At 66.3% G+C, this 20,312-nt stretch carries 16 protein-coding genes, 1 tRNA gene and 3 pseudogenes; 15 read left to right on the top strand and 5 right to left on the bottom strand.

All coding sequences use genetic code 11. The annotated features are described in order from the left end of the window. Nucleotides 1-29: 29 nt before the first annotated feature. From NW75_RS16165 to NW75_RS16195, 9 genes and pseudogenes are all read left to right on the top strand, one after another. On the top strand, nucleotides 30-1,139 hold the full coding sequence (locus tag NW75_RS16165) for a mandelate racemase/muconate lactonizing enzyme family protein (protein WP_033966185.1): 1,110 nt from the start codon (nucleotides 30-32) through the stop codon (nucleotides 1,137-1,139). Continuing rightward, the gene (locus NW75_RS26750) at nucleotides 1,136-1,903 is read left to right on the top strand and encodes an MFS transporter (RefSeq protein ID WP_231565255.1); all 768 of its coding nucleotides are present in this window, start codon (nucleotides 1,136-1,138) and stop codon (nucleotides 1,901-1,903) included. Before NW75_RS16165 ends, NW75_RS26750 begins: the two co-directional genes overlap by 4 nt. Beyond that, the gene (locus tag NW75_RS26755) at nucleotides 1,882-2,418 is read left to right on the top strand and encodes an MFS transporter (RefSeq protein WP_231565256.1); all 537 of its coding nucleotides are present in this window, start codon (nucleotides 1,882-1,884) and stop codon (nucleotides 2,416-2,418) included. Before NW75_RS26750 ends, NW75_RS26755 begins: the two co-directional genes overlap by 22 nt. Further along, nucleotides 2,418-3,258, top strand: a pseudogene (locus NW75_RS16175) (amidohydrolase family protein). The gene NW75_RS26755 and the pseudogene NW75_RS16175 overlap by 1 nt, the downstream one beginning before the upstream one ends. Next, nucleotides 3,248-4,951 carry a right-handed parallel beta-helix repeat-containing protein gene (locus NW75_RS16180; RefSeq protein WP_231565258.1) on the top strand — a complete coding sequence of 568 codons (1,704 nt, stop codon included), beginning with the start codon at nucleotides 3,248-3,250 and terminating at the stop codon, nucleotides 4,949-4,951. The pseudogene NW75_RS16175 and the gene NW75_RS16180 overlap by 11 nt, the downstream one beginning before the upstream one ends. After that, the gene (locus tag NW75_RS26760) at nucleotides 4,924-5,337 is read left to right on the top strand and encodes a hypothetical protein (protein ID WP_231565259.1); all 414 of its coding nucleotides are present in this window, start codon (nucleotides 4,924-4,926) and stop codon (nucleotides 5,335-5,337) included. Before NW75_RS16180 ends, NW75_RS26760 begins: the two co-directional genes overlap by 28 nt. A 145-nt stretch (nucleotides 5,338-5,482) precedes the next feature. Further along, the gene (locus NW75_RS16185; protein WP_331386173.1) at nucleotides 5,483-6,118 is read left to right on the top strand and encodes an SDR family oxidoreductase; all 636 of its coding nucleotides are present in this window, start codon (nucleotides 5,483-5,485) and stop codon (nucleotides 6,116-6,118) included. 4 nt (nucleotides 6,119-6,122) lie between these two features. Continuing rightward, nucleotides 6,123-7,292, top strand: a complete 1,170-nt coding sequence (gene lldD / locus NW75_RS16190; protein ID WP_033966186.1) for an FMN-dependent L-lactate dehydrogenase LldD — start codon at nucleotides 6,123-6,125, stop codon at nucleotides 7,290-7,292. Between the two features lies 1 nt (nucleotide 7,293). Then, the gene (locus NW75_RS16195) at nucleotides 7,294-8,145 is read left to right on the top strand and encodes a fumarylacetoacetate hydrolase family protein (protein WP_033966187.1); all 852 of its coding nucleotides are present in this window, start codon (nucleotides 7,294-7,296) and stop codon (nucleotides 8,143-8,145) included. A 186-nt stretch (nucleotides 8,146-8,331) separates the two neighbouring features. On the opposite strand, the gene NW75_RS16200 is transcribed toward NW75_RS16195, so the two are convergent. Next, nucleotides 8,332-8,406 (bottom strand) — tRNA-Thr (locus tag NW75_RS16200). Between the two features lie 80 nt (nucleotides 8,407-8,486). Between NW75_RS16200 and NW75_RS27480 the strand changes: the two genes are divergently transcribed. Then, nucleotides 8,487-8,621 (top strand): hypothetical protein, encoded by a 135-nt coding sequence (locus tag NW75_RS27480; RefSeq protein WP_260591516.1) that lies wholly within the window; start codon nucleotides 8,487-8,489, stop codon nucleotides 8,619-8,621. On the opposite strand, the gene NW75_RS16205 is transcribed toward NW75_RS27480, so the two are convergent. Continuing rightward, nucleotides 8,611-10,404, bottom strand: coding sequence for an aminopeptidase P family protein (locus NW75_RS16205; protein ID WP_033966188.1), 1,794 nt, complete (start codon nucleotides 10,402-10,404; stop codon nucleotides 8,611-8,613). The genes NW75_RS27480 and NW75_RS16205 overlap by 11 nt on opposite strands. A gap of 861 nt (nucleotides 10,405-11,265) precedes the next feature. On the opposite strand from NW75_RS16205, the pseudogene NW75_RS27485 reads away from it, so the two are divergent. The 5 genes and pseudogenes from NW75_RS27485 to NW75_RS16225 all read left to right on the top strand — a co-directional run. Next, nucleotides 11,266-11,895 (top strand): annotated as a pseudogene (locus tag NW75_RS27485) (HAMP domain-containing protein); the annotation flags it as partial. 115 nt (nucleotides 11,896-12,010) lie between these two features. Continuing rightward, nucleotides 12,011-12,466 carry a hypothetical protein gene (locus NW75_RS27490; RefSeq protein ID WP_269430344.1) on the top strand — a complete coding sequence of 152 codons (456 nt, stop codon included), beginning with the start codon at nucleotides 12,011-12,013 and terminating at the stop codon, nucleotides 12,464-12,466. A 45-nt stretch (nucleotides 12,467-12,511) separates the two neighbouring features. Then, a pseudogene (locus NW75_RS16215) lies at nucleotides 12,512-14,586 on the top strand (S9 family peptidase). A 167-nt stretch (nucleotides 14,587-14,753) separates the two neighbouring features. Next, the gene (locus NW75_RS16220) at nucleotides 14,754-15,287 is read left to right on the top strand and encodes a DedA family protein (RefSeq protein ID WP_231565260.1); all 534 of its coding nucleotides are present in this window, start codon (nucleotides 14,754-14,756) and stop codon (nucleotides 15,285-15,287) included. A gap of 104 nt (nucleotides 15,288-15,391) precedes the next feature. After that, nucleotides 15,392-16,003: a YbhB/YbcL family Raf kinase inhibitor-like protein gene (locus tag NW75_RS16225; RefSeq protein ID WP_033966189.1), complete on the top strand. Its 612-nt coding sequence runs from the start codon at nucleotides 15,392-15,394 to the stop codon at nucleotides 16,001-16,003. A 3-nt stretch (nucleotides 16,004-16,006) separates the two neighbouring features. On the opposite strand, the gene NW75_RS16230 is transcribed toward NW75_RS16225, so the two are convergent. The 3 genes from NW75_RS16230 to NW75_RS16240 form a co-directional block, all read right to left on the bottom strand. Continuing rightward, nucleotides 16,007-16,843: an alpha/beta fold hydrolase gene (locus NW75_RS16230; RefSeq protein ID WP_052192461.1), complete on the bottom strand. Its 837-nt coding sequence runs from the start codon at nucleotides 16,841-16,843 to the stop codon at nucleotides 16,007-16,009. Nucleotides 16,844-16,901: 58 nt separating this feature from the next. Further along, complete coding sequence (gene ppc / locus NW75_RS16235; protein WP_033966211.1) at nucleotides 16,902-19,601, bottom strand: phosphoenolpyruvate carboxylase; 2,700 nt, start codon at nucleotides 19,599-19,601, stop codon at nucleotides 16,902-16,904. Between the two features lie 68 nt (nucleotides 19,602-19,669). Further along, the gene (locus NW75_RS16240) at nucleotides 19,670-20,236 is read right to left on the bottom strand and encodes an HNH endonuclease (protein ID WP_033966190.1); all 567 of its coding nucleotides are present in this window, start codon (nucleotides 20,234-20,236) and stop codon (nucleotides 19,670-19,672) included. Between the last annotated feature and the right edge of the window lie 76 nt (nucleotides 20,237-20,312).

Consider the following 20,312-nt stretch of genomic DNA (forward strand, 5'->3'; position numbering starts at 1 on the left):
AGACTAATATTTCAACAAGGAAACAAGAAATGTCTTCAGCGCGCATCGTCGAATATCGGCTGACTCGCCTGGCCTTCGCGCGGGACCGGACGATCGGCGATTCGCAGGTGCGGGCGACGACTGCCCAAATCATCGCGGTCGAACTTTTCGACACGGTCGGGAATGTCGGGCTTGGTTTCGCGCAGGCGTTGTTCACCAGCTTGCCGGACGCGGACGAGATCGAACGCGTGTTCGCGACGGAGGCCTGGCCCGGACTGGAAGGGCGGTATCCGGCGGCGCTCGCGCTGGCGGTGCATCGCGTGCGTGGCGGCAATGTGCGGCGGATGGGTTTGCCGTTCGAGGAGTCGCTCCAGCACGCCATCTGGGATCTGTTCGCCAAGCAATCGGGCCTGCCGCTGTGGCGCATGCTCGGGGCGGAGCGCAGCAAGGTCGGCGTCTATGCCAGCGGGCTCGATTATCACTTGTCCGACCACGACTTTACCGAATTGTTCGGCAAGGCGCGCGAGCGGGGCTTCCTCGGCTACAAGATCAAGGTCGGGCATCCCGATCTGGAGCGCGATGTTCACCGGCTCGATTTGCTGCGCGATGTGGTCGGCAGCGACCGACCGGTGATGATCGATGCCAACGAGGCCTGGACGGCACAGGAAACGATCCAGGCGGTCCGGCGCTTCGAGCGCGCCGGGCACCGCATCTACTGGCTCGAGGACCCGATCCCGCGTGAGGATTTCGACGGGCTGAAAATGCTGCGCCAGCTCGGCATCAGCCGGATCAATGCGGGCGAATATCTCGATCTCACCGGCAAGCGCAAACTGGTCGAGGCGCGGGCGTGCGACATGCTCAACGTGCATGGCCAGGTGTCCGACGTGATGCGCGCCGGCTGGCTTGCCAATGAAGCCAATGTCGAGGTCACGCTCGGCAACACCTTCCTGGAGCTTGGCGTCAACATGGCGCTGGCGCTGCCGGGCGTGCGCTGGCTCGAATACAGTTTCCAGAATTTCGATCATCTGGTCGACGAACCCTATGCGATGGCCGACGGTTATATCCATGGCCGCGACGCGCCCGGGCACGGTCTGGTGCTTAGCGCGGCGGCGCGGGCGAATGGCGGCGCGCTGCCCCAGGTGATTGGCGCGGTCGCGTGACCGTGAGCGCTGGGCTCGATGCGGTGCCGCCGGCCGCGCCCGTCGTTGAAGGCCGCAAATGGGGGCTTATCGTCAGCCTCGGCATCGTCCTCTTCGTGTTGCTGGCCCTCTACGCTTCGATTCTCGGTGTGCTGTTGCCCAACCAGATCGAGAATCTCGATCCGGTCGGCAAGCTTGGGACGTTGGGCGTGGTCTATGCCATCACGTCGGTGTTCAGCACGATCACCACGCCGGTGTCGGGCGCGCTCTCCGACCGGACGCGGTCGCGCTTCGGGCGGCGGACGCCCTGGATTGCCATCGGCGGCGTCGTCGGGGGTGCCGCGACGATTCTGATCCCGTTTGGCGGCGGCATCGTTGGCGTCACCGCGCTGTGGCTGGTGGCCACGGTCAGCCTCAATTCGATGCAGCCCGCGATCACGACGATCGTTGCCGACCGCTTCCTGCCCGGTGAGCGCGGGATGGTGTCTGGCGTGGTCGGCGCGGCGATGACCGCCGGGGTTTCGGCAGGCACCATTTTCGGGGGGCTGATGGCAGCCCACCTGTTTGTCGCTTATGCAATCGTCGGTGGCGGTATCATTGCCGCCTGCCTCCTGTTCGTGTTGCTCAATCGCGAGCCGCCGCTGCCCGCCGGATTGGCTGCGCCCGTGCCGTTTCGCCTGACCTCGTTCCTGCGCAGCTTCTGGATCGATCCGCGCGCCATCCCGATTTCGCCTGGGCGCTGTTCGGCCGTTTCTCGATCTATATGGGCTATCAGGCGATCCTGACCTATCTGCTCTACATCCTCGAGGGCTATATCGGCCTTACGCAGAGCGCCGCCAATCTGACGATCGCGCGGATGTCCTCGATTACCTTCGTCGCGTTGGTCATCTCGGCCTTGCTGTCGGGCTGGCTGTCGGATCGGCTCGGTCGCTTGAAGCCGCTGGTGTTCATCGCGGGCGTGGTGATGGCGCTGGCCGAGATCGCGCCGTTGCTGTCGCCCGACCTGCGCGGGATGTTCCTTTATGCCGGGCTGATCGGGATCGGCTACGGATCGTTTATGTCGGTCGACCTCGCGCTGATGACGCGCGTTCTGCCGCCCGCCGCGCCGGGCGAGGATTCGACCGGCAAGGATCTCGGGATCCTGACGACCGCGATCAATGTCCCGCAAATCCTCAGTCCGGTCATGGCGGCAGCGCTGCTGCACGCGACTGGCAACAATTATCCGCTGCTGTTCGTCGTTTGCGGTGTGTTCGTTGTGTTCGGCGCGTGCCTCGTGCTGCCGATTCGTTCGGTGCGATGATGCCGTTGATCGACGCCCATCAGCATTTCTGGTCGCTCGCCACCCCTGGCACCGCCTGGCCAACCGCCGCCGAAGCCGAGATCCATCGCGACTTCGGCCCGGAGGATCTGGTCAATGCGGCGGCGGGCGTGCAGCTCGACGGCACCGTGCTCGTCCAGTCGCAGCCGACCGACCGGGATACCGACTGGATGCTGGCGCTGGCGGAGCGTACGCCGTTGGTCCGCGCGGTCGTCGGCTGGGTCGATCTGGCTGCCCCCCATGCGGCCGATCGCATCATCGAGATCGCCCGCCAGCCCAAAATGCGCGGCGTGCGGCCGATGCTGCAATCGATCGCCGACACCGACTGGCTGCTGCAGGATGCGCTCACCCCGGCGCTGGAGGCGCTGCAGGCGACGGGCTTGCGCCTCGATGCGCTGGTCCAGCCGCGGCACCTGCCGATGCTCGCGCGCTTCGTCGAGCGCTGGCCCGATCTCCCGATCGTGATCGATCACGCGGCGAAGCCGCACGCGGCGCGCGCGATCCTCGATCCCTGGCGCGACGATATCGCGCGGCTCGGCGGTCTCGGGCTGTATTGCAAGCTGTCGGGCTTGCGCACCGAACAGGCAACGGGCCGGCCAGCCGCCGACCTAATCCCCTATGTCGAACACCTTGTGCACGTTTTTCGGCGAGCGGCTGATGTGGGGGAGCGACTGGCCAGTGCTGTTGCTCTCGGGGGATGGCTGGAGCGCGTGGCACGCCGACGCGCTGTCGCTCGCCGGTCGGGCGGGCGCGGACGTCGAGCGCCTGTTCGCGGACGCGGCCATGGAGTTTTACGCTTTGGAGACTGCGAATGCGCAATGACCGGCTTGTCCTCGCCGCGATTCTGACGATCGCCGCCCTTGCTCCGGCGGCGGCGCAGCAGACGTCCCCCTCCGACATCCCGGTCTATGCACCACCCACAGTCAGCAAGGAGCAGACTGCGGGCAACATCCATATCTCGAGCCGCCCCGCGCCAGTGCCGATCGTGCTGTCGGTGTCGCCGCAAGGGTCGGACGAGGGCGATGGCAGCGCGGCCCACCCGTTTGCCACGCTCGCACGCGCACAGGCGGCCGTGCGCGGGCTGAACGCCGATCACGACGTGACCGTGCAACTCGCCGACGGCGTCTACCGGCTGCGCACACCGCTGCGCTTTACCGCCTCCGATGGCGGACAGGATGGCTATACGGTGCGCTGGGAAGCGGCACCCGGCGCGCATCCGGTCCTGTCGGGCGGGACGCCGGTGACGGGCTGGACGCTCGCCGACCCGCAGCGCGGCATCTGGACGGCCGATATTCCTCGCGGGATCGATCCCCGGCAACTTTGGGTCGGTGGCCATATGGCACCGCGTGCCGCGGTCCGCGCGCCGCGCAGCGCCTTTACCTTCGACAAGACGGGGATCACGATCGTCGATCCGGCATGGCGTTCGCTCGCGAATCTCCCCGACCAGAGCCGCATCGAAGTCGAAGCGACCGGCTGGTTCACCGACCGCCACGCGATGGTCGCGCGGATCGATGGCGACCGCATCGCCATGCAGCAGCCGGGATGGCGCAACAACCTCGTCGGCTATGACACGTTCGCGCGCTCGGTATGGGGCGACAATGCCGGGCTGTTCTTTGTCAACGCGCTCGCCTTCCTGCGCGAGGGCGGTCAATGGTATGCCGATCCGGCCGCGGGCAAGCTCTATTACAAGCCTGTCGCGGGCGAAGACATGAAGCGGCTCGAAGTCGTGCTGCCACGCCTCGAATTTCTGATCTCGATCGCCGGCAGCTATGACGAGACGATCAAGGACCTTGAGTTTCGGGGCCTGAGCTTCCGCCATACCAGCTGGCTGCTGCCATCGGGGCCCGAGGGCTATGCCAGCCAGCAGAGCGGATCCTTCCTCGCGGGCGAATGGGGCGGCTATCCCGACGATCCGATCCGCGATTGCTCGTGGGGGTGCTGGCCGTTCGAAGCGATGCGCAACCGCTGGCGTCAGCAGCCGGCGGCGGTGCAGGTCGCCGCAGCGACCCGGATCGTGTTCGATCGCGACGAGTTCACGCAGCTCGGCCAGATCGCGCTCGGCATCGGCAACAATCCCGATGCCAATGACAGCGGCATCGGTCTTGGCACGAGCGCGATCGAGGTGCGCCGCTCGCGCTTCACCGATCTGGCCGGCGGCGCGATCATGGTCGGCGGCGTGCGACCCGATGCGCATCATCCGTCGCGGCCCGAAATGGGCGTGCGCGACATCGTCATCAGCAACAATCTGGTGCGCACCGTGTCGCAACACTATCGCGAGCAGGCGGCGATCCTCGTCACCTATGCCAGTGGCGCGGTGGTCTGGCACAATGACGTGTCCGGCGCGCGTATGACGGGATCGACATCGGCTGGGGCTGGGGCGCGAACGACCCCGGTGGCAACGCAGCCTATTTCACCCCCAGCCGCGGCTATTACAACCAGCCCGGCAATCTGGTCTACGACACGCCGACGACGCTGCGCGACACCGTCGTGGTCGGCAACCGCGTCCACGATGTGAAGCAATGGTTCCCCGACGGTGGCGCGATCTATCATCTGTCGGCCGACCCCGGCGCGCTGATCGCCGAAAATCACATTTACGACGTCGAGGACGGCATCGCGATGTATCTCGACGAGGGGTCGCGCTACGTCACGCTACGCAACAATGCGATCGGCAATGTCGGCGTGTGGCTCAATCTCAATTCGCAGAACAACCTCGCTCCGCGCCGCACCGCGATGGACAATCTCGCGATCGGCAATTGGCATGATTCCGGGCGGCGCACGGGCGCGTGGACACCGTATTTGAACAACCGCGAGGTCGATACCGTGCTGGTCGCCAAGGGCGCATGGCCGGATGCAGCGAAGGCCGTGATCGCGCACGCCGGGATCGAACCCGAAAAGCCCTGAGCGCCCCTGACTCGATCTGTCCCTGAGCATTACCGAAGGAAGCCGAAACCATGCCCCGTCTCGCCACAAAGCGCGTGCTCGTCACCGGAGCTGCCCAGGGCATTGGCGCGCGATTGCCGAACTGTTCGTCCGCGAAGGTGCGTCAGTGATTGCGCTTGATCTCAAGGCGGACGCGCTCGCGACGCTTTCGGGCTGCGAGCCGCTCGTCGTCGATTTGCTCGATCCGGCGGCGGTGGCGCGGGCCGGGGCGGGGGCGGGCACGCTCGACGTGCTGATCAATTGCGCGGGCTATGTCGATTCCGGCGATCTGCTGAGCGTTACCGAGCGCGGCCTCGATCTGTCGTTCGATCTCAACGTCCGCGCGACGATCCGCATGACGCAGGCCGTGCTGCCCGCGATGCTGGAGGCCGGGCGCGGCGTCATCGTCAATATCGGCTCGGTCGCGGGGGCGCTGATCGGTGTGCCCAACCGACTCGCTTATTGCGCGTCCAAGGCCGCGGTCGCGGGCCTGACGCGCTCGATCGCGCTCGATTATGTCGGCAAGGGCATTCGCTGTAACGCGATCTGTCCGGGCACGGTGCAGTCCCCTTCGCTCGACGAACGTCTGGAGGCGACCGGCGACGCCGATGCCGCGCGCGCCGCCTTCATCGCGCGGCAGCCGATGGGACGGATCGGCACGGCCGAGGAGATTGCCGCGCTCGCGCTCTATCTCGCCAGCGACGAAAGCGCCTATATCACCGGCAGTGCCATCGCGATCGATGGCGGCTGGACGATGGCCTGAGCGCATGAGCATTATCGCCGCGATCGACGATTTCCGAGAAGCCGCGCGTCGCCGCCTGCCGCGCTTTCTGTTCGATTATGCCGATGGCGGTGCGCAAGGCGAGCACACCATGCGCCGCAATGTCGCCGACCTCGCCGACATTGCGCTGCGTCAGCGCGTCCTGCAGGACGTCGCCGATATCGACCTTTCGACCCAGTGGTTCGGCGAGCGCATGCCCTTGCCGGTCGCGCTCGGGCCGATCGGCATTGGCGGCATGTTCCGCCGCCGCGGCGAAGTCCAGGCGGCGCGGGCGGCAACGCGGCATGGCATCCCGTTCACGCTCTCGACCGTGGCGATCTGTCCGCTGGCGGAACTGCGCGCGGGTGCGCCCGAGGTAAACCTGTGGTTCCAGCTCTACGTCGTGCGCGACCGGGGCTTCATGCGCGACCTGATCGCCGAGGCACGCGCGCAGGGGGCGACGACGCTGGTTTTTACGGTCGACATGCCAACTCCGGGAATCCGTCACCGCGATCTGCATTCGGGCATGTCGGGTCGCGGCGGTCCCGCCCGGCGCGCGCTTCAGGCGATGGGCAAGCCGCTTTGGGCGTGGGACGTGGGGCTGCGTGGACGGCCGCATCAGCTTGGCAATCTCGTGCCGGTGCTGGGCGCGGACAGTGGCATGAACGATTATATCGGCTGGCTCGCCGACAATTTCGATCCGGGTATCCGCTGGAAGGATCTCGACTGGCTGCGCGCCGCCTGGGACGGGCCGATCGTGATCAAGGGCATTCTCGATCCCGAGGATGCGCGCGAGGCCGCGGCGTATGGCGCGCAAGGGCTGGTCGTATCGAATCACGGCGGTCGCCAGCTCGACGGTGTGCTGTCGACCGCGCGCGCACTGCCCGCGATCGCCGATGCGGTCGGCGACCGGATGACGATCCTCGCCGATGGCGGCGTCCGCTCGGGGCTCGATGTCGTGCGCTTGCTTGCGCTCGGCGCGGACGGCGTGTTGCTCGGTCGCGCGTGGCTGTGGGCGCTCGCCGCCCAGGGCGAGGCGGGGGTCGATCGCATGCTGTCGCTGCTGGAAAAGGAGATGCGCGTGACGCTGACCCTGGCCGGCTGCAACCGGGTCGAGGCGCTTGACCGAACCATTCTCGCCGACGATCCGTTCGGCCCTTCCAGAAGGAATGCGTGACATGAAGCTTTGCCGATTTGGTGCGCCGGGTGAAGAGCGGCCGGGGATCGTCGACGTAGCCGGTCGCATCCGCGATCTGTCGGGCGTCGTCGCCGACATCGACGCCAGCGCGCTGTCTGCCAGCGGTCTCGCGCAGCTGCGTGCGGTCGATGTCGAAGCCTTGCCGTTTGCACCGGAAGGCGCACGCTATGGCGTGCCGGTCGCTGGTACGCGGAAGTTCATCGCGATCGGGCTGAACTATGCCGATCACGCCGCCGAATCGAACTTGCCGATCCCTTCCGAGCCGGTCGTGTTCAACAAATGGGTCAACTGCCTGCAGGGGGCCAACGATCCCGTCGTCATCCCGCGCGGGTCGATCAAGACCGACTGGGAAGTTGAGCTCGGCGTCGTCATCGGTTCGCGCGCCTACACTGTTTCGGAAAGCGACGCGCTGACGCATGTCGCTGGCTATTGCGTCGTCAACGATGTGTCGGAGCGCCAATGGCAGCTGGAACGCGGGCCAACCTGGGACAAGGGCAAGGGGTTCCCCACCTTCGGCCCGGTCGGGCCGTGGCTGGTCACCACCGACGAGGTCAGCGATCCGCAGGCGCTCGGGCTGTGGCTGGAGGTGAACGGCAAGCGGGTCCAGCATGGCACCACCGCGACGATGATCTTCTCGGTCGCCGAGATCGTCGCATATTGTTCGCAATTCATGGAGCTCGAACCCGGCGACATCATCACCACCGGCACGCCGCCGGGCGTCGGCCTGGGGCAGAAGCCCGTACCCTGGTACCTCAAGGCTGGCGATAGCATCCGCCTCGGCATCGATGGCCTGGGCGAACAGCGGCAGGATTGCGTTGCGGCCGATCGTTAGACGGCGCAGGTCTACGCACCGAAGTCGATTGAGGTGGCGAAGGGATTTAAGCCCTCGCCCCCAATCTTTGCGCGGAAAAGCCGTCGCGCGAAAAAAGCCGCACACGAACGGACCGCGCATCGCACCCGCAGGTGTCGCCCGAAGGCGAAATCTTATTTCTAACCGCGTGATTTCTCGAAAGAGAAATGGTGCTGCCGGTGAGGATTGAACTCACGACCTCAGCCTTACCAAGGATGCGCTCTACCACTGAGCTACGGCAGCATGTCCGAAGCGCCTTACGGCGCGAGCGGAAGCGGCCTAAGAGCCGCTGGAGCGGACATTGTCAAGGAGCGTGTGGCGAAGTGGCGACGAAAGATGCGGAAAAAGCCGAGCGGCTGGCGGCGGCGCTGCGCGAGAACCTGAAGCGCCGCAAGGGCCGCGCCCGCGCGTTGGACGCGGTTGACACCGTCACCGCCCCCGACGCGCCTAAGCAATAGGCGCGCATTTCGCCGCCAGCCAGGCGCGCTCGTCCGCATCCAGATACGACCCGATCACGTCAACGACTCGCGCGTGATATGCGTCGAGCCAGGCGCGTTCGCGCGGGCTCAGCATCTCGGCGACGATCAGCGAGCGTTCGATCGGGCAGAAAGTCAGCGTCTCGAAGCCGAGCATCGTCACGCCGTGCGCAAAGGGGCGTTCCTCGACCAGCAGCAGATTTTCGATGCGGATGCCGTATTCCCCGGCTTTGTAATAGCCCGGCTCGTTCGACAGGATCATGCCGGCGCGCAGCGGCTCGGCCGCGCCACCGCCGGGATAGGTCGGCGGCGCGATGCGCTGCGGGCCTTCATGCACCGACAGATAGGCACCGACGCCGTGACCGGTGCCATGCGCATAATCGAGCCCGATCTGCCACAAAGGCGCGCGCGCGAACGAATCGAGTTGCCCGCCGGTGGTGCCGACCGGGAAGACCGCAGTGGCGAGCGCGATATGGCCCTGCAGCACGCGCGTGAAGCGGTCGCGCATCTCGTCGGTCGGCGTGCCGATCGGCAGCACGCGCGTCAGGTCGGTCGTGCCATCGGCATATTGGCCGCCCGAATCGACCAGATAGAGCTGGCCCAGTTCGAGCGGTGCGTTCGATTCGGGGGTCGAATGGTAATGCGGGCTCGCGCCATGCGCGCCGGTCGCCGAGATCGTATCGAAGGAGGTGTCGAGCAACACGCCGGTTTCTTCGCGAAAGGCCTGCAAGCGGTCGACGCAGGAGAGTTCGGTGAGGCCGCCTTTGGGCGCTTCCGCCTCGACCCAGCGCAGGAAGCGCGCAACCGCCGCCCCGTCGCGCGCGGAGGCCGAGCGGTGGCCGCCAATCTCGACCGGGTTCTTGATCGCCTTGGCCAGCACCACCGGGTCGCGCAGCGGCAGCACAGTGGCGCCGCCTGCGCTCAGCGAATCGAAAATGGCGGACACGGCGCGCTCGGGGTCGGCGGCGATGCGCTTGCCGGCAAAGGCCTGCAAGGAGCCCGCAAAGGCGTCGCGCGGATGCAGGCGAATCGCATTGCCGAGATGCCGGCGCACCGCATCGGTCACTTTTTCCGGCGCGACGAACAGGTCGGCAGTGCCATCGGCATCGACGATCGCATAGGCCAGAGCGACGGGGGTGTGCGCCACGTCGCTGCCGCGCAGGTTGAGCGTCCAGGCGATCGAATCGAGCGCGGTCAGCACCACCGCATCGGCCTTGGTCTCTGTCAGCCAGTCGGCGATCTGCGCGCGCTTGGCGGCCGAGCCGAGGCCGCTCTGCACGTCATCCTGCACCGTCAGCACGGCAGTCGAGGGGGCAGGGCGGTCGGCCCACACCGCGTCGAGCGGGTTGCGCTCGACCGCGACCAATTCGGCCCCGCGTGCCGCCAGTGCGGCGCGGGCTTGCTCGACCCAGGCGCTGGTGTGCAGCCACGGATCATAGCCGATCCGCCCGCCCGTTGGTGCATGCTCGCCCAGCCAGCGCGCGACATTGCTCGCGGGCACCGCGATATACTGCCAGTCGTCCGCCGAGACTTGTTCGCGCACTTGCAGCGTATAGCGGCCATCGGTTAAGATCGCGGCGCTTTCGGCCAGCACGACCGCGCTGCCGGCCGAGCCCTGGAAGCCGGTCAACCAGGCCAGACGCTGGGCATAAGCCCCGACATATTCGGACATATATTCATCGGTCAGCGGCACGACGAAGCCGTCTAGCTGGTCTTGCGCCAATTGGGCGCGAAGGGCGACGAGACGGGCGGGATAAGCGGACATGGGTGGCTTTCGGGAATGGAAGGTTAGGCTAAGGTTAGGCGAAATGCGCTACGTTTGTCAGGGCAAAAGTCCGCGGCGGCGGTTCCCGGGCAATGCCGACGGCACCATGTCTCCGGTCATCCGCGAAGAATGCCAGATGTCGGCGTAGTAGGACATAGGCGCAGGCCCGACGCTTGGCGCGCGCGTCGTCTATAATGATGTCGCACCGCCTCTTCGCTGGAAAGTCGTCCCTTCATGTCCATTGCCAAGCGCCTTCGCATCGGCTCGGCCTTGATTACGGTTGCCATGTTGCTGGCGATCGTGATCGCCGCTTACGGCATCAACCTCGTGCGGATCGGGGGGCCGATCGGCGAACAGATCCAGGCGCAATCCGATTATGTCGCCGACATTCTGCCGCCGCCCGAATATGTGCTCGAGCCGTTTCTGGAGGCGACCTTGCTCGCCAGCCATCCCGAGGAGGTCGACATGCGCGCGACGCGGCTGGCGGCGCTGCGCAAGGCCTATGATGAGCGCCACGCCTATTGGAACAGTTCGACGCTCGATCCGGCGTTGGTGACCGCCTTGACGCGCGATGCCGATGCGCCTGCCCAGCGCTTCTGGGCAGAGGTCGACCAGATGATCGCCGCCGCACGCGCGCACGACGCGGCGCAGCTCGCCCGCAGCTATGCCAGCGTGTCCGAAGCCTATGCCGCGCATCGCACGCGGATCGACACCGCCGTCACGCTGGCGGGCAAGCAACAGGCCGAGCTCAAGGCGCATTCGGAGACCACGCTGACGATCACCGCGATCGCCTTGCTGGCGCTGGCGGTGACGATCCTCGCGCTGGCGATCGGATCGCGTCTGTACCTGACGCACCGGGTGATGGCCCCGCTCGGGCAATTGGTCGAGGCGACCGATGCGCTGGCCGACGGCGCGGAGCGCAGCGTGCCGCACCTCGATCGCGTCGATGAGCTTGGCCATATGGCGCGCGCGGTCGACACCTTCCGCCGCGCCGCCGACGAGCGTGCGGCGCAAGAGGCGCAGGCCAGTGCCGAGCAGAAGGAGGTCGCCGACGCGCTGGGCCAGGTGTTGCGGACGATGGCGGCGGGCGATTTGCGCGGCGGTGCGGCGCTGCGCTTCCCGGAGAGCTATGCTGCGGTCAATCGCGATCTCAACGATGCGGTCGATACCTTGCGGTCCATGGTGCAGGCGGTGGTGGAGACGACCACCGAGATTGGCGGGGCATCGGATTCGATCGCGCGCGCGACCGGCGATTTGGCGCAGCGCACCGAGAGCAGCGCCGCAGTCATCGAACAGACCTCCGCCGCAGTCGGGCGGATGGACGCGCGGTTGCGCAGCACGGTGCAGGCGGCGCACAAATCCTCCGACGGATCGCAAGCGACGCTGGCGGCGGCGGGCGAAGTGCGCGTGCGTGCCGATGGCGCGATGGAGGCGATGAACCGCGTTTCCAGCAGTGCCGCCGGCATCGACGATGTGATCGAGGGCCTCGACAAGATCGCCTTTCAGACGCGCGTTCTGGCGATGAATGCGGCGGTCGAGGCGGGGCGGGCCGGGGGAGGCCGGGCGCGGCTTTGCCGTCGTGGCCGATCTGGTCTCGACGCTGGCGATGCGCGCCGAGGAGGAAGCCAAGCGCGCGCGCACCCAACTGAGCGCAACGCAGCAGGAAGTGGCGGTCGCGGTCGACGCGGTCGGGCTGGTGCATGGCGCGCTCGAAACGATCGTGGCGAGTTGCACCGATGCGGTCGCGCTGACCCAGGCGATCGCCAGCGACAATGCCGCGCAGGCCGAAGCAATCGGCGAAATCACCAGTGCCGTGACGCAACTCGACCGGATCGCGCAACAGAATGCCGGGATGGTGACCGAAACCTCCGCCACGGCGGCGACGCTGGCGCAGGATATCGCCACGCTGGCGGCGCGCGCGGCGGCGTTTCGGTATGACAGCCGTGATGGCGATGCCCCGGTTGCGATCGAGCCGGGGCGTGTGACGGAACCGGCTCCGCGTCGGGCACCGACCGGACGCACGGTCCGGCTGGCACCGTCGCGGACGCTCCAGCGCACCTGACCGCGACACCTCGACTTGACCTGCGGCAAGCGGGTAGGAGAGGGGATGACCGAACCGCTCTCGCCCCCCGTCGCCGCCACGCGCCCGCACAGCTTCACCCTGCATGGGCACACGATCGAGGATCCCTATGCCTGGCTGAGGGACCCGAACTATCCCGAGGTCGATGACGCGGATGTGCTCGCCTATCTCGCGGCCGAAAAACGCCTATTTCGAGAGCGTGATGGAACCGCACCGGCCGTTGATCGACCGGCTGTATGAAGAGATGAAGGGCCGCATCAAGGAAGACGATAGCTCGGTTCCGCAAAAGGACGGCGACTGGGTCTATTGGACCGCGTTCGAAACCGGCGGGCAGTATCGCAAATGGTGGCGCAGGCCGGTCGCAGCGGGCGAGGACAAGAGCCAGGACGTTTTGATCCTCGACGAACCGGCTTTGGCCGAGGGCAAGGAATATTTCCGGCTGGGCGCGTTTTCGGTCAGCAATGATGGGCGGCTGCTGGCTTATGCGATCGACGACAATGGCTCGGAACGCTTCGAGGTGCGCGTCAAGGATCTGATCACGGGCGAGCATTTGCCCGATGTCATTCCGGGGATGCTGTCCGAAATCGTGTGGACCGCCGACGACACGGGCTTTCTCTATGGCCTCGCCAACGACCAATGGCGCACCGACAATGCGCGGCTGCACTGGCTGGGCACGCCGATCGCTGACGATATCGAACTGTTCAAGGAAGCCGATGAGGGTTTCCGCGTTGGCGTCAGCGAGACGAGCGACCGCAAGTGGATCGTGCTGTCGAGCGGCGACCATGTGACCAGCGAAATCTATCTGCTGCCCGCGACCGACCCGCTGGCGACGCCGCTCTGCGTATCGCCGCGCCAGGTCGGGCGTGAATATGATGTCGACATGCATGGCGACACGCTGTTCATCCACACCAACGACACCGACCCCAATTTTCGGCTGTGCACCGCGCATATCTCGCGCCGGGCGAATGGGTCGAGAAGATCGCGCCGTCGCCGCATTTCTACATGACCGGGGTGGATTGCTTCCGCGACTTCTTCATCGTCGACGGGCGCGAGGATGGCTTGGATCAGATCGAGATTCACCGCTATGAGGAGGGCATCGCGCCGCAGCGCATCCGCTTCCCCGAGGCGAGCTATGATGCGGGGCTCGGCAACAATCCCGAATATGCGATGCAGGTGCTGCGCGTCGGTTATGAGTCGATGGTCACGCCGGGCACCGAATATGATTATGACGTGGCGACGGGCGAGCTGACCACGCTCAAGGTGCAGGAAATCCCGAGCGGCTATCAGGCGGCGAAATACCGCACCGAGCGGCTTAAGATCACCGCGCGCGACGGCACGCAGGTGCCGGTGTCGATCGTCTATCCGGCGGACTTCCCGCGCGACGGGTCGCGTCCTTTGTTCCTCTATGCGTATGGCGCTTATGGCTATGCGATTCCGCCGGGCTTTTCGACCGGGCGGCTGTCGCTGCTCGATCGCGGCTTTGCCTATGCCATTGCGCATATTCGCGGCGGCGATGATCTGGGCCAGCAATGGTATCTCGACGGCAAGCTGGAAAAGCGCACCAACACCTTCAACGATTTCGTCGATGTCGCGAAGGGGCTGATCGCGGATGGCTGGACGTCGGCGGGGCGGATCGCAATTGCCGGGCGTCGGCCGGGGGCGAATTGATGGGCGCGGTGGTCAATTCCGACCCCGAATTGTGGGGCGCGGTGATTGCCGATGTGCCGTTCGTCGACGTGCTCAACACCATGCTCGATGCCGACTTGCCGCTGACGCCGGGCGAATGGCCCGAATGGGGCAATCCGATCGAGGACAAGGCCGCGTTCGAGCTGATCCGCAGCTATTCGCCCTATGACCAGGTGAAGGCGCAGGCCTATCCGCCGCTGTTCATTTCGGGCGGCCTCAACGATCCGCGCGTGACCTATTGGGAGCCGGCCAAATGGGCGGCCAAGCTGCGCGCCACCAAGACCGACGACAATGTGCTGCTGCTCAAGACCAATATGGGCGCTGGGCATGGCGGCAAATCGGGCCGCTTCGAAAGTTTGCGCGAGGGTGCGGAGGAGCATGCCTTCGTGCTGTGGCAGCTCGGCATTGAGGGGTGAGGCGCTATAGCATGTCGTCACCCCGGGCTTGTCCCGGGGTCCACCGTGCCGGATATCCCTTCGCCGCAGGATGCGCATCGCGGTGGACCCCGGGACGAGCCCGGGGTGACGATGGAAGGCGCGCGGTTGAGCATCGAAGCCTCATCGCCAAATACGGCCTGCTTGCCTTGTTCGCGGGTGCTGGCATCGAGGGCGAGACGGTGGTGATCGCCGGCGGGTTGCTGGCGCATAAGGGGCTGTTTTCCTTGCCGGGCGCGATGGCGGCGGCGGCGGCGGGGTCGTTCCTGGCCGACCAGATCTTCTTTGCGCTCGGCCGCTATTTCCGCGATCGGCCGTGGGTGAGGCGCGTGCGCCAGCGCGCGCTGTTCGAACGCGCGCTGGGGTTGCTCGAACGCTATCCGATCGGCTTCATCTTCGCCTTTCGCTTTCTGTATGGCTTCCGCACGATCAGCCCGGTGGCGATCGGCACGACCAGGGTGTCGGCGCGGCTGTTCGTGCTGGTGAACGGGGTCTCGGCCATTGTGTGGGGCGTGGTGTTTACCGGCGTCGGCTATCTGTTCGGCCACGGCTTTGAAAAAGCGATCGAGCGCTTGCTGCCCGATCGGCATGCCATTCTGATCTTAGCGGCGGGCGGGGTCGCGCTCGCCGCACTGGTCGGGGGGTGGCATTGGTGGCGCACGCGCACGCGCGCGGACGCATGAGGAGTGATACGTATTTCGGCGCGGCGCGGCTTTTATCAGGGTCGCGCGGAACCTGTTGCCTCGTCCAGGGCTTCAAGGCGTAAACCCACAAAAAGGTCGCAGCGATGCTCGAACATCTTCCCGAATGGCTTGGCGCTTCGCTCAGCGGGGTGCGTGCGGGCGCGGAGCATCTGGTCATCGTCAACCCGGCCCTGGGCAGCGGTTTCGCACCGATTGCGCTCAGCAGCCCTGCCTTTGCCGACTGGACGGAGATGCCGGTGCGCTTCACCGCCGACGGCGCGGGCGTATCGCCGCCGCTCGTATGGGACGCACTGCCGCCGGGCACGCAGAGCCTGGCGCTGATCGTCGAGGATGCCGATTCGCCCACGCCCGCGCCGCTGGTCCACGCAATTGTGTGGGGCCTGCCGGCGGGAATGCACGCGCTGGCAGAAGGAGCGATCGTTGCCGATGCCGCAACTGGCGACACCGGCAAGAATTCCTTCCTCTCGCAAAGCTGGCTCGCGCCCGATCCGCCCAAGGGGCATGGCGAGCATCGCTACGTCTTCCAACTGTTTGCGCTCGATTGCCCGGCCGCCGACTTGGGCGAGGCACCTGGGCGCGGCGCGGTGCTCAACGCGATTGCGGGCCATGTGATCGGTGCGGGGATGCTGACCGGGCTGTACGCGCGGGGTCAGGTGCTCTCCGCAACGCTCGATCCGGGCGTTGCGCCTGCTTGACCGTTAGCGTCCTGTCTTTTCGCCCCGCACCTGCGCGACCATTTGCGTGATTGCGGCGAGAACGACATCGGGGCGGTCTTTCATCACGGCGTGCGAACTGCCGTCGGCGAGCATCGCGCTGCGTCGCGGGTTCGCTGCGACGAAGGCCGCGTGCGCGGCCCGCATCCGGGCTGCCTCGTCCGGCGTCTCCGCCCAGGACCGTTCCGCCACGATGTCGATCACCGGCAAAGCAGGCGGCAGGGCGACCGCGCGCGCACGTCGCGCCGTCTTTGGATAGGCCTCGATGATCGGGATCAGCAGTTCAGCCAGCGCCGGAGCTTGGGCGCGAAGGGCAGCATATTGCGGGCGATAGCGCCCGACGATGGCTTCGGTTTCGGCCGGGTCGAAAAAGGCGGGGATATTGGCATCCACCAGCACCATTCCGGCGACGCGCCGGTCCTGCGCGGCCAGCAGATGGGCGATGAAGCCGCCATAAGAGTGCGCGACCAGGATTACCGGGCCTTGCACCGCGCAGCGATCCAGAGCGCCCCGTAGCGCGCGCACGTCCTTGTCGATCGAATAGGCACCTTGTCGCCGGTCGCTCTGGCCCAGCCCGGCGCGATCATACACGAAGGTCCGTACCCCAAGCGCCTGCGCTTTCGGCACCAAATTGGCCCAGACCCGCGAATCGTCGCCATTGCCCGCTTCGAACACCAGCGTCACCGGCCCGTTGCCGCCGAGATCGACGAAAAGGCGCTGGTGGCCGATCGCGATCTTGGTCGCGGAGCAGTTTGCCTGTGCTGCCGCCGCAAACGTCATGCTCGCGGCCAAAGCCAGCGTAAGCCTCGTTGCCATCCACATTGCGGCACCTCCCTTGTGTAGTATCAATATAATACACAAGGGAGGAAAGCGAGCAACCCTAGCCGCTGTTGCGCAGCGCGGTCGCGATCGCGTTGATCGACAGCAGGATGCCCTCGCCGATCCGCGGATCCTCGTCGCCCGCGCGGCGGCGCTTGATCAGTTCGATCTGGAGCAGGTTGAGCGGCTCGATATAGGGCAGGCGCAGGCGGATCGAGGCGTCGAGCGCGGGGTGCGCCTCCAGCAGGCGCGATTGGCCGGTGACTTGCAGCAGCCCGTCATGCGCTTGCTGCCAGCCGCTTTCGATGCGCGGGAAGATCGCATCGGCAAGCGCGCGATCCTCGACCAGCCCGGCATAGCGCGCGGCAATGCCCATGTCGGACTTCGCGATCACCTGTTCCATATTGGCGAGGCTGGCGGCGAAGAACGGCCAGCCCTGCGCCATTTCGGCGAGCAAACCCTTGTCCTCGAATGCCGACAGCGCATGGCCGACGCCGTACCAGCCCGGCAGCATCACGCGTGCCTGCGCCCAGCTGAACACCCAGGGGATGGCGCGCAGATCCTCGATCCGGTCGGATTTGGTGCGGCTGGCCGGGCGGCTGCCGATCTTGAGGCCGGAGATTTCGGCGAGCGGCGTCATCTGGCGGAAGAAGGTGCGGAAACCGCGATCGTCACCGTTGCTGCCGTACACCAGATCGCGATACGCCGCGAAGGCGGAGGCGGAGAGCGTGTCCATCGCCGCCGAGAAGCGCGCGGTGTCCGCCGCCGACAGCGCGTCTGGCTCCAGGCTGGCGAGCAAGGTGGCCGAGGCCATCGCTTCCAAATTGGTCATAGCGCTGTCGCGGGTGCCATATTTGCCCGCGATCACTTCGCCCTGTTCGGTGATGCGGATGCGGCCCTGCACCGTGCCGGGCGGTTGCGCGCGGATCGCGGCGAAGGACGATCCGCCGCCACGCCCGACCGCGCCGCCGCGGCCGTGGAACAATTGCATGCCGACGCCCGCATTGGCGAACACGCTTTTCAGCGCGGTCGAGGCCTTGGACAGGCTCCAGGTCGAGGTGAGGTAACCCCCGTCCTTGTTGCTGTCCGAATAGCCGATCATCACTTCCTGGAAGCTGCGCGCGGCGGTGATGCCGCGCACCTCGGGCAGCGCGAACCATTCGGTCATGATCGCGGGGGCGGCCTCCAGATCGCCGATCGTCTCGAACAGCGGCACCGCCATGATCGCGGCGCTCGACGGCTCGCCAGAGGCCCCGCCGGGGCGGTACAGGCCGACTTCCTTCAGCAGGATGTTGAGTTCGAGCAGATCCGAGACCGATTGCGCCATCGAGACGATGTGCTGCGCGATGCAGGCCGGGCCATAAGTGGCGTGCGCTTGTGCGGCGGCGCGCAGGATGGCGAGTTCGGACTGCGTTTCGTCCGAATAGGCGGCGAACGGGCTGGCGAGCGGGCGGGCGTTGGACAGTTCGTGGCGCAGCAGCGAGACGCGCTGCGATTCGCCGAGGCTGAGATAATCCCCCTCGACGCCGGCGACCTTGAGCAGTTCGGCGACGACGCGTTCGTGCACCGCGCTGTTCTGGCGCAAATCGAGCGTCGCCAGATGGAAGCCGAAGGTCTCGACCGCACGCACCAGCCGCCCGAGCGCGCCGCCCGAGGACAAGGCTCCGCCCCCCTGATGGTCTTCCTGCCGCAGCGCGCGCGCGATGATCACGAGATCGGCGCGGAAGGCCTGTGGATCGGGGTAACGTTCGCCCTTCAGCGCGCCGGGGCGCGGTGCGGGTTTGCCGGTCAGCGCGAGATGCGTCGCGGCGAGGCGCGCGTAAATGCCCGACAGCGCGCGGCGATAGGGCTCGTCGCTGCGGCTTTCGGCGGTGTCGCCGCTCGCCTCGGCCAGCGCCTGCACGCCGGCATCGGCGGGGGCGAGATCGGTCGAGATCGACAGTTCGGCACCCAGCGCATGAACCGCGTCGAGATAATAGACCAAAACCGCTTCGCTCGCCTTGGCGAGCGCGGTGGTCAGACTGTCGGCGGTGACGAAGGGGTTGCCGTCACGGTCGCCGCCGATCCAGCTGCCCGGCCGCACGAAGCTCGGCACGCGTTCGCCAAGCGCGCGGTCCCAGCGCTGATAGAGCGCGGGGAGGGCGGGGAGGAACACCTCGCGCAAATAGCTGAGCGCGGTCTCGACTTCGTCGGTGACGTACAGCCGCTCGCGCCGCAGCACGCGCGTCTGCCACAGCAAGGCGATCTGGCGCAGGATCGCCTCTTCGACATTGTCGCCATCGGGGGTTTCGGTGGCCCCGCCATCGCGCAGCAGCATCAGCGCGGCGATGCGGTTGCGGTGGTCGATCATCGATTTGCGGCGCACTTCGGTCGGGTGCGCGGTCAGCACGGGGGCGATCAGCGCGTGATCGAGCAGATGCATTACCTGGGCTTTGTCGATGCCCTCGCCCGCCAGCCGTTCGAGTGCTGCGGCAAGGTCGGCCCCGCGTTCGGCGGCGACGCCCTGGCGATCCTCGGCGAGATTGGCGAGCATTGAGAACAGCATGAAGCCGCGCACGAAATCGAGCGTTTCGTCCAGACTCAGCCGGTCGAGCCCGAGATCGCCCTCGGTGCCGCCGCGATGCCGGTCGACCGAGGCAGCGCGGATATGTTCGGTGCGCTCGTACAGCGTCTCGCCGCCATAAGCGCGGATGACATCGCCGAGCAATTTGCCCAGGAAACGGATGTCGGGATTGTTTGCGATGCCGGGGAGGGTTGCCATGGGTCCATGCTGCATTGCGGCAGCGCGGGGGTCAACGTTTCGGTTGCAAAAACCGTAGCGTCCGCAGCCTATGCTTCCAGCTCGACATCCCAATACAGCCAGTCATGCCAGGTATCGTGCAGGAAGTTGGGCGGGTAACGGCGGCCATGTTCCTGCAATTGCCAGCTGGTCGGGCGGATCGCGTCGATGTGCAGCGGCATGCCCGCCTGCTTGGGCGTGCGACCGCCTTTCTTGAGGTTGCATGGCGAGCAAGCGGTGGCGACGTTCTCCCAGGTGGTACGCCCGCCCTGCGCGCGCGGCACGATATGGTCGAAGGTCAGATCGTGACCGGCCCCGCAATATTGGCACATGAACTTGTCGCGCAAGAAGAGGTTGAAGCGCGTGAAGGCGGGAAAGGCCGAGGGTCGCACATAGGATTTCAGCGCGATCACCGAGGGCAGCTTGATCCGCTGCGTCGGGCTGCGCACTTCGCGTTCATATTCGGCGACGATGTCGACGCGGTCGAGGAACACCGCCTTGATCGCGGTCTGCCACGGCCATAGCGAAAGCGGATAATAGCTCAGCGGGGTATAGTCCGCATTGAGCACGAGTGCGGGACAGCCATCCGGATGGCGGATCAGATCGGGATGGTACATACGGACCCCCTTTTACCACTGAGTGGCGCTTCCTGCCGGGCTTCAAGCCCATTAGGATGACGCTGTGATGACACCG

The organism is Sphingomonas sp. Ant H11 (assembly GCF_000797515.1).
Lineage (GTDB): Bacteria > Pseudomonadota > Alphaproteobacteria > Sphingomonadales > Sphingomonadaceae > Sphingomonas.

Coding starts and splice junctions, on each gene's coding strand:
- NW75_RS16165 (WP_033966185.1), top strand. CDS start 30: ATGTCTTCAGCGCGCATCGTCGAATATCGGCTGACTCGCCTGGCCTTC.
- NW75_RS26755 (WP_231565256.1), top strand. CDS start 1,882: ATGGGCTATCAGGCGATCCTGACCTATCTGCTCTACATCCTCGAGGGC.
- NW75_RS16180 (WP_231565258.1), top strand. CDS start 3,248: ATGCGCAATGACCGGCTTGTCCTCGCCGCGATTCTGACGATCGCCGCC.
- lldD (WP_033966186.1), top strand. CDS start 6,123: ATGAGCATTATCGCCGCGATCGACGATTTCCGAGAAGCCGCGCGTCGC.
- NW75_RS16195 (WP_033966187.1), top strand. CDS start 7,294: ATGAAGCTTTGCCGATTTGGTGCGCCGGGTGAAGAGCGGCCGGGGATC.
- NW75_RS16205 (WP_033966188.1), bottom strand. CDS start 10,404: ATGTCCGCTTATCCCGCCCGTCTCGTCGCCCTTCGCGCCCAATTGGCG.
- NW75_RS27490 (WP_269430344.1), top strand. CDS start 12,011: ATGCGCGCCGAGGAGGAAGCCAAGCGCGCGCGCACCCAACTGAGCGCA.
- NW75_RS16225 (WP_033966189.1), top strand. CDS start 15,392: ATGCTCGAACATCTTCCCGAATGGCTTGGCGCTTCGCTCAGCGGGGTG.
- NW75_RS16230 (WP_052192461.1), bottom strand. CDS start 16,843: ATGTGGATGGCAACGAGGCTTACGCTGGCTTTGGCCGCGAGCATGACG.
- ppc (WP_033966211.1), bottom strand. CDS start 19,601: ATGGCAACCCTCCCCGGCATCGCAAACAATCCCGACATCCGTTTCCTG.
- NW75_RS16240 (WP_033966190.1), bottom strand. CDS start 20,236: ATGTACCATCCCGATCTGATCCGCCATCCGGATGGCTGTCCCGCACTC.